Genomic DNA, 265 nt, shown 5'->3' with positions numbered 1-265 from the left:
TTGATTAATACACCGCGATGTTAGTAATGTCTTCATAAGCCACATGAGGACATCCCCATGAAGAAGCGTTTTTCCGACGAACAGATCATCAGTATTCTCCGCGAGGCTGAAGCCGGCGTTTCTGCCCGGGAACTCTGTCGTAAGCACGCCATTTCCGACGCCACGTTTTATACCTGGCGTAAGAAGTATGGCGGCATGGAGGTGCCTGAGGTTAAGCGCCTGAAGTCACTTGAGGAAGAGAACGCCAGACTCAGGAAGCTGCTCG

The 265-nt window shown here is 51.7% G+C and carries 1 protein-coding gene; it reads left to right on the top strand.

Going from position 1 to position 265, the window contains the following annotated elements:
• Nucleotides 1–57: 57 nt before the first annotated feature.
• Nucleotides 58–265: transposase (locus MXF20_RS23500; RefSeq protein ID WP_325971648.1), on the top strand; the 208-nt coding region annotated here is incomplete at its 3' end.

This window comes from Pantoea dispersa (assembly GCF_035783935.1).
Lineage (GTDB): Bacteria > Pseudomonadota > Gammaproteobacteria > Enterobacterales > Enterobacteriaceae > Pantoea > Pantoea dispersa_C.
The sequence above is the reverse complement of the archived record's forward strand: the minus strand, read 5'-3'. Positions and strand labels throughout refer to the sequence as shown.